Source organism: Streptomyces ureilyticus, from assembly GCF_011045025.1.
In the GTDB taxonomy this organism is placed as follows: Bacteria; Actinomycetota; Actinomycetes; order Streptomycetales; family Streptomycetaceae; genus Streptomyces; species Streptomyces ureilyticus.
Genome location: NZ_JAAKZX010000059.1, coordinates 40,900 through 47,984 on the forward strand (window position 1 = coordinate 40,900; position 7,085 = coordinate 47,984).

The 7,085-nt window shown below is 70.5% G+C and carries 6 protein-coding genes; 2 read left to right on the plus strand and 4 right to left on the minus strand.

The features are described 5' to 3' along the window. The 4 genes from G6048_RS19990 to G6048_RS20005 all read right to left on the minus strand — a co-directional run bounded on the left by G6048_RS19990 (position 1) and on the right by G6048_RS20005 (position 4,419). Positions 1-1,209: a glycine C-acetyltransferase gene (locus tag G6048_RS19990; RefSeq protein ID WP_165340924.1), complete on the minus strand. Its 1,209-nt coding sequence runs from the start codon at positions 1,207-1,209 to the stop codon at positions 1-3. Positions 1,210-1,289: 80 nt separating this feature from the next. After that, on the minus strand, positions 1,290-2,318 hold the full coding sequence (tdh, locus tag G6048_RS19995) for an L-threonine 3-dehydrogenase (protein WP_165340925.1): 1,029 nt from the start codon (positions 2,316-2,318) through the stop codon (positions 1,290-1,292). 250 nt (positions 2,319-2,568) lie between these two features. Then, entirely contained in the window at positions 2,569-3,312 is a 744-nt protein-coding gene (locus G6048_RS20000; protein WP_165340926.1) for an IclR family transcriptional regulator, read from the minus strand. Between the two features lie 360 nt (positions 3,313-3,672). Continuing rightward, complete coding sequence (locus G6048_RS20005) at positions 3,673-4,419, minus strand: IclR family transcriptional regulator (RefSeq protein ID WP_165340934.1); 747 nt, start codon at positions 4,417-4,419, stop codon at positions 3,673-3,675. A 282-nt stretch (positions 4,420-4,701) separates the two neighbouring features. Between G6048_RS20005 and solA the strand changes: the two genes are divergently transcribed. Together solA and G6048_RS20015 are read left to right on the plus strand one after the other, a co-directional pair. After that, positions 4,702-5,841 (plus strand): N-methyl-L-tryptophan oxidase, encoded by a 1,140-nt coding sequence (gene solA / locus G6048_RS20010; protein ID WP_165340927.1) that lies wholly within the window; start codon positions 4,702-4,704, stop codon positions 5,839-5,841. A 2-nt stretch (positions 5,842-5,843) separates the two neighbouring features. Further along, a complete protein-coding gene (locus G6048_RS20015) occupies positions 5,844-6,905 on the plus strand; it encodes a succinylglutamate desuccinylase/aspartoacylase family protein (protein ID WP_235990069.1) in 1,062 nt (353 codons plus the stop codon). Positions 6,906-7,085: the final 180 nt, after the last annotated feature.

Below are 7,085 nucleotides of genomic sequence, written 5' to 3' on the forward strand. Positions count from 1 at the left end.
TCAGTCTCCCAGGGTTGCGCGGGCCGCCTTGAATGCTGCCACGGCCCGCTCCACGTCGGTGGGGGAGTGGGCGGCCGAAAGCTGCACCCTGATACGTGCCTGTCCGTGGGGGACCACCGGGTAGGAGAAGCCGACGGCGTACACGCCCTGCTCCAGCAGCAGTTCGGCCATCCGTCCGGCGATGGCCGCGTCGCCGATCATGACGGGCACGATGGGGTGGTCGCCGGGGAGGATGTCGAACCCTTCCTCCGCCATCCGCGTGCGGAACAGCGCGGTGTTCGCGGTCAGTTGCTGCCGTAGTGCGGCCCCGAGCCCCGTGTCGGTGTCCTCCAGGAGGTCCAGGACCTTCAGGGACGCGGCGGCGATCACCGGTGCGAGGGAGTTGGAGAACAGGTACGGCCGGGAGCGCTGGCGCAGCAGCGCGACGATCTCGGCGCGGGCGGCGACGTAACCGCCGGAGGCGCCGCCGAGGGCCTTGCCGAGTGTGCCGGTCACGATGTCGACCCGGTCCATGACACCGTGCAGCTCGTGCGTGCCGCGTCCGCCGGGCCCGACGAAGCCGACGGCGTGCGAGTCGTCGACCATCACCATCGCGTCGTACGCCTCGGCGAGGTCGCAGATCTCCCGCAGGGGCGCCACGTGGCCGTCCATCGAGAAGACACCGTCGGTGACGATCAGCCGGCGCCGCGCGTCGGAGGACTCCTTCAACCGCTGCTCCAGGTCGGCCAGGTCGCGGTTGGCGTAGCGGTGGCGGCGGGCCTTGGACAGGCGGATGCCGTCGATGATGCTGGCGTGGTTGAGGGCGTCGGAGATGACCGCGTCCCGCTCGTCCAGCAGGATCTCGAAGACGCCGCCGTTGGCGTCGAAGCAGGAGGAGTACAGGATCGTGTCCTCCGCGCCGAGGAAGCGGGAGAGCCGGTCCTCCAGCTGCTTGTGGACCTCCTGGGTCCCGCAGATGAACCGCACGGACGCCATGCCGTATCCCCAGCGGTCCAGTGCCTCCTTGGCCGCGGCGACCACCTCGGGGTGGTCGGCCAGGCCGAGGTAGTTGTTGGCGCAGAAGTTCAGCACCTCTCCGGGGCGGCCGCCCGCGGTGACGGCGACGGCCGCGCTCTGCGGGGTGCCGATGACGCGCTCGGGCTTGTGCAGGCCGGCGGCGGTGATCTCGTCCAGGGTGGCGCGCAGGTCGTCGCGCACGGAGTCGAACATGGCGGGTGAGCTCCTCGGGGCAGCGGGCGTACGGGAGAAGAAGGCGCGAAGGCGTGATGGACGCGGAGGACGCGTACGGCTCAGGCGGTCCAGTCGAGGACGACCTTGCCGCACCGCCCGCTCGCGGCGTCCTCGAAGGCCGCGTCGAAGTCCTGGTAGGCGTAACGGCCGGTGATCACCGGGCTGAGGTCGAGGCCGCGTTCCAGCAGTACCGACATGGCGTACCAGGTCTCGAACATCTCCCGGCCGTAAATGCCCTTGATGGTGATCATGGAGGTGACGATCCTGGCGAAGTCGACCGCGAACTCCTCGGAGGGCAGCCCCAGGACGGCGATCCGCCCGCCGTGCGTCATGTTGGCGATCATGTCGCGCAGGGCTTCGGGGCGGCCGGACATCTCCAGGCCGACGTCGAAACCCTCCCGCAGGCCCAGCTGCCGCTGAGCCGCCTCGATCGTCGTCTCCGCGACGTTGACCGCCAGATCGACGCCGACCTTGCGGGCCAGCTCCAGGCGGTACTCGCTGACGTCGGTGATGACCACGTTGCGGGCCCCGGCGTGCGCGGCCACCGTCGCGGCCATGATGCCGATGGGCCCCGCTCCCGTGATGAGCACGTCCTCGCCCACCAGGGGGAAGGACAGCGCCGTGTGGACGGCGTTGCCGAACGGGTCGAAGATGGCCGCCGTGTCGAGGTCCACGGGCGTCCGGTGCACCCACACGTTCCCGGCCGGCAGGGTCACGTACTCGGCGAACGCGCCGTCGCGGCCGACGCCGAGCCCCACCGTGTTCCGGCACAGATGCCGCCGGCCGGCCAGGCAGTTACGGCACTTGCCGCACACCAGGTGGCCCTCGCCGCTGACCAGGTCGCCGGCCTTGATGTCGGCGACGTCCCTGCCGACTTCGGCGACCTCGCCGACGAACTCGTGGCCGAGCACGAGCGGGGTGCGCACGGCTTGCTGCGCCCAGCCGTCGTAGGCGCGGATGTGCAGGTCCGTGCCGCAGATGCCGGTGCGGAGAACCTTGATCAGGACGTCGCCGGGGCCGATGGACGGCTCCGGCACGTCTCTCAGCCACAGACCGGGCTCCGCCTTGTCCTTCACCAGTGCCTTCATGCCGCGGCTCCTGTGCGCGAGGGGATGGGAAGACTCCGGTACGCGGGACGGCGCTGCGGGCGCCGAAGTCCTGGCCGTACCGGGCATCAGCAATCTGCCTGGTGGCGGGCGTCCGGTCCATCGAGGATTTCTTAACCGGACCGACAGCCTGCCTTCACGATCGACTCGCGACGGTCGCTCTGCGCACGGTGTGCCGCGCCCCCTCACCTGGGTCGGACGGCCGCCTCCGGGTGTCGGCCCCGGACCGCCGTCAGCCCAGGTGGCGTGCGGTGATCTCCGAGGCGGTGCCGGTCACCAGACGCCCCAGCTCGGTCAGCCGGTCAGGCTCGAACCGGGAGTCGGGCATGGAGACGGCCACGGAGGCCAGGGGCATGCCGTCGTTGCCCAGGACGGGCGCCGCGATGGCGCAGACGCCCGGCCGGAACTGGTTGTGGTTGACGGCGTATCCGCGCTCCCTGACCCGGCGCAGCTCGGCGCGCAGTTCCGACGGGTCGGTGATGGTCTCCTCGCCGTAGCCCTCCAGTTCGCCCGCCGAGACCTCGTCGACCTCGGACCTCGGCAGGTGGGCGAGGACCGCGTGCCCGGTGGCGGTGGCGTGCAGAGGTGAGGAGTCGCCGATGGCGTGGAAGGTCCGTACGGGATGGTCGCAGTCGACCCGGTCGACGACGACCATGCTGTGCAGGGCGTCGGGCACCGACAGATGGATGGTCTCGTTCAGCACGTCACGGAGCCGGATCATCGGCTCGCGGGCGGCGGCGAACAGGCTGGATCCTTGCAGGGCGGCGGGTCGTACGGCCAGGACGCGGGCGCCGATCTCCCAGCGGGTGGTGTCCTTGCGGTTCGCCCGCAGCCACCCCGCCTCGTTGAGACTTACCAACGTCCGCTGCACGGTCGACTTGGGCAGGCCGAAGAGCTTCGTCAGCTCCCCGACGGTCACCGGCTGATGCTTGGCGACGGCCTCCAGGATGCGCAGCGATCTGGTGACGCTCTTCATTTCCATCCGTGCCCCAGTAAGCCGTGTGGATTTCTCGTTCTCACCTCTTGACTCCTTCCGGGAGCCGCGGGCATGCTCGTGCCGGATTTTAGCATGGCGTTCCACAATATGGCACGACCTCGGGGGTGGACCAGCGATCAGGCCGTCGTCGAGGAGATGCGGAATCCGATGTCGTACCGCGCGGCGATGGACAGTGGTAGCGCCCTGACTCGCCTACCGCGCCGCGTGGTGCAACCGCCCTGCGCCCGGCCCCTCTCCCCCGGCCGGCGCAGGGCGGCGAAAGCCGTGAGCGCACAAAGGGTCGGCCCCCACGCACGCGCGTGGGGGCCGATCCTTGCCTGCGATGCGTCCGCCTCGTGTTCAGCCGCCCAGTCGGCGGCCCGTGATCTCCGCGGCCGTATTGGCGACGATGCGGCCCCACTCGGGCAGCCGGTCCGCGTCGAAGCGTGAGTCGGGCATCGAGATGGCCACGGCGGCCAGCGGTGTGCCCTCCTCGTCGAGGACGGGCGCGGCGATGGCGCAGACGCCCGGCCGGAACTGGTTGCGGTTGACCGAGTAGCCGTCGGCGCGGATCTGGTCCAGTTCGGCGCGCAGTTCGTCGGGGTCGGTGGGAGTCGAGTCGCTGAAGCGCTCCAGTCCCTGTGTGATGAGCTCTTCGACGTCCTGTTTCGGCAGGTGGGCGAGGATGGCGCGCCCGACGGCGGTGGCGTGCAGCGGAGAAGTGTCGCCGATTGCGTGGAAGGTCCGTACGGGGTGGTCGCAGTCGACGCGGTCCACCACGACCACGCACTGCAGGGCGTCGGGCACCGACAGGTGAATGGTCTCGTTCACCGCGTCCCGGAGGCGCATCATCGGCTCGCGGGCGGCGGCGAACAGGCTGGAGCCCTGCAGGGCGGCGGGTCGTACGGCCAGGACGCGGGCGCCGATCTCCCAGCGGGTGGTGTCCTTGCGGTTGGCCCGCAGCCACCCCGCCTCGGCCAGTGTGACCAGGGTGCGCTGCACGGTCGACTTCGGGAGGCCGAAGAGCTTCGTCAACTCCCCGACGGTCACGGGCTGGTGCTGGGCGACCGCCTCCAGGATGCGCAGCGACCTGGTGACGCTCTTCATTTCCATCCGGTTTCCCCCTGTTAATCCTCGGAATTTCCGTCGGACACCCTCTTGACTCCCCTCGGTGTCGCTGTCATTCTCGTGCCAGATTCTAGCACGGCATTCCACAATGTGGCACGGTCACTCCGGCGATCGAAGCAAGTGAGCCGGAACTCAGAGACCGGGCGGATGCGAGCAGTTGGGCTCCACAAGACACACCCAGCGCCCGTCCGAACCCCTCTCGAATCGAACAGCCTCACGCCGGGCACAGCATGCGCCCCGGCGATACGAAAGGAAAGTCCTGTGTCAGCTGCCAGGAAGCGTGTCGCCGTCGTCGGCGTCGGAACGATGGGCAGCCAGGCCGCCTGGCGGCTGGCGGCCCGCGGCGCCGAGGTCGTCGGCTACGACCGGTTCGCCCCCGGCCACGACCGCAGTGCCGCCGGCGGGGAGTCCCGCATCTTCCGCAGCGCGCACTTCGAGGACTCCCGGTACGTCCCGCTGCTCAAGCACGCCGACGGCCTGTGGGAGCAGCTGCAGCAGGAGACCGGCCGTGAGCTGCGCCGGCTGACCGGGTGTCTGCTGATGGGGCCGACCGAGCAGCAGCAGATGGCCACTGTTCTGCAGTCCATCGCGGAGCATGACCTCGACCACGAGGTGCTCGATGCCGAGCTGCTGGCCAAACGTTTCTCCCAGTACCGCATCGAGGACGGCGACGCGGCCGTGCTCGACCGCCGCGCCGGTTTCATCCGCCCGGAGCTGACCATCCAGACCGCCGCCCGCCGCGCCGAGCAGCTGGGCGCGGTGATCCACCGCTACAGCGCGGTCCGCGAGATCGTCCCCGTCGCGGGCGGCGTCGAGATCCGCACCGACGCCGGCAGCGAGCGCTTCGACACCGCCGTCGTCACCCCCGGCCCCTGGGTGAACGATCTGTTGCCCGACCTGCCGTGGGAGGTGGACGTCCGCCGCCTGGTCAGCGCCTGGTACGTGCCCACCACCCCCGAGGCCTGGTTCGGCGAGGAGCGCCCGGCGTTCATCCGTACGGCACCCACCCACTGCTACGGCCTGCCCTCCCCGGACGGCATCTCGGTCAAGCTCGGCCTCTCCCGCGCCCTGCACCGGCCCGCAGGTGACCCCAACCAGCTGGACCGGTCCGTACAGCCCGAAGAGCTGGAAATCTTCTCCCAGTTGATCGGGCGTTACATACCGGACCTGCACCCGGACCCGACCCGGCTGTCCGTCTACATGGAGGGCTACACCGAGAGCAGCCGCCCCCTGGTCGGCCCGCTGCCCGGCGCCGAGAACGTGATCCTGCTCGCCGGATTCTCCGGTCACGGCTTCAAGCTCTCGCCCGCCTTCGGCGACATCGCCGCGGACCTCGCGCTGGACGGCTCCTCGCCCCAGCCCATCGACTTCCTCTCCACCGTCGGCCGTACGGAGGCATGACCATGAGCGACACCACCCTCTCCATCGGCTCCTTCGAGGCCGAGCCCGGCACGAAGGTGCGCGGCACCGTCCGCGCCGACCTGGGCACACTCACCGCGGACATCCCGCTGACGTTGGTCAACGGCACCCGCCCCGGCCCCCGGGTCGTCATCACCGCGGGTGTGCACGGCGGTGAGTTCACACCCATCGACGCCGTCGTGCGCCTGGTCGGCCTGTTGGAGCCCGGTGAGGTGCGCGGGCAGGTGATCATCTGTCCGGTCGCCAACCCCAACGCCGTGTACCAGGGCCGGCTCAACGTCTCCCCGGTCGACGGCGTGAACATCAACCGTGTCTTTCCCGGCGACCCGGACGGCGGCCCCACCGAGCGGCTGGCCGCCTGGCTCTTCGCGAATCTGGTGGACGGCGCCGATGTCTACATGGACCTGCACTGCGGCGGCATCGACCAGGTCCTGCGGGACTTCGTCGGCTACCGCCTCACCGGTGACCCGGACCTCGACAAGGCGACGGCCGAACTGGCCGGGTCCTTCGGTATCGAGGACGTCATGATCGGGCTGACGGCCGAGGGCGGCAACAGCCACGCGGCGGCCGCCCGCCGGGGCATCTCGGCGGTCCTGGTCGAGGTGGGCTCACTCGGCCAGCGGGATGAGCCCACCGCCCTGCGCCGCGTCGACGGCCTCCTCGCGGCACTGCGCCACGTGGGCGTACTCGACCAGGACGGCTCCGCCCCGGCCCCGATCCGCACTTGGGTCTGGTCCGCCGGCGTTACCGCCGAGGCCACCGGCCTGTGGTACCCGGAGTTCTCCTTCGACGCCGAGGTCATCGGCGAAGTCGCCGAGGGCGACCTCCTCGGCCGCATCGTCGACCCGGCCGACGGCACGGAGCACACCGTCCTCGCCCCGGCCGGCGGACGGATCATCTACGGCATGCACGGCCTCACCGTCCGCCCCGGCACCGAACTGGCCGCCCTGGCCATCCCGTGGGAACCCGACACGGCCACGCAACCCAACACCCTCCAGGTCCCCGGCTTGGGTTCTGGATCCGACGAGGCGGACCCCCGCATCTAGACCCCCTGCAAGCCCCCTCGCCGAGCGCCACCGACGACAGCGGCGCCACAGGCGGCAACTCGGGCGGCACGAGCGGCGGCGAGGCGACGAGCGCCACGACCCGGGCGATGAGCAGGGTGTGGTCGCCGGCCGGGTGCTCCGCGTCCAGGACGCACTCGAAGTACGCCTCCGCGGAGGGCA

Coding starts and splice junctions, on each gene's coding strand:
- G6048_RS19990 (WP_165340924.1), bottom strand. CDS start 1,209: ATGTTCGACTCCGTGCGCGACGACCTGCGCGCCACCCTGGACGAGATC.
- tdh (WP_165340925.1), bottom strand. CDS start 2,318: ATGAAGGCACTGGTGAAGGACAAGGCGGAGCCCGGTCTGTGGCTGAGA.
- G6048_RS20000 (WP_165340926.1), bottom strand. CDS start 3,312: ATGAAGAGCGTCACCAGATCGCTGCGCATCCTGGAGGCCGTCGCCAAG.
- G6048_RS20005 (WP_165340934.1), bottom strand. CDS start 4,419: ATGAAGAGCGTCACCAGGTCGCTGCGCATCCTGGAGGCGGTCGCCCAG.
- G6048_RS20015 (WP_235990069.1), top strand. CDS start 5,844: ATGAGCGACACCACCCTCTCCATCGGCTCCTTCGAGGCCGAGCCCGGC.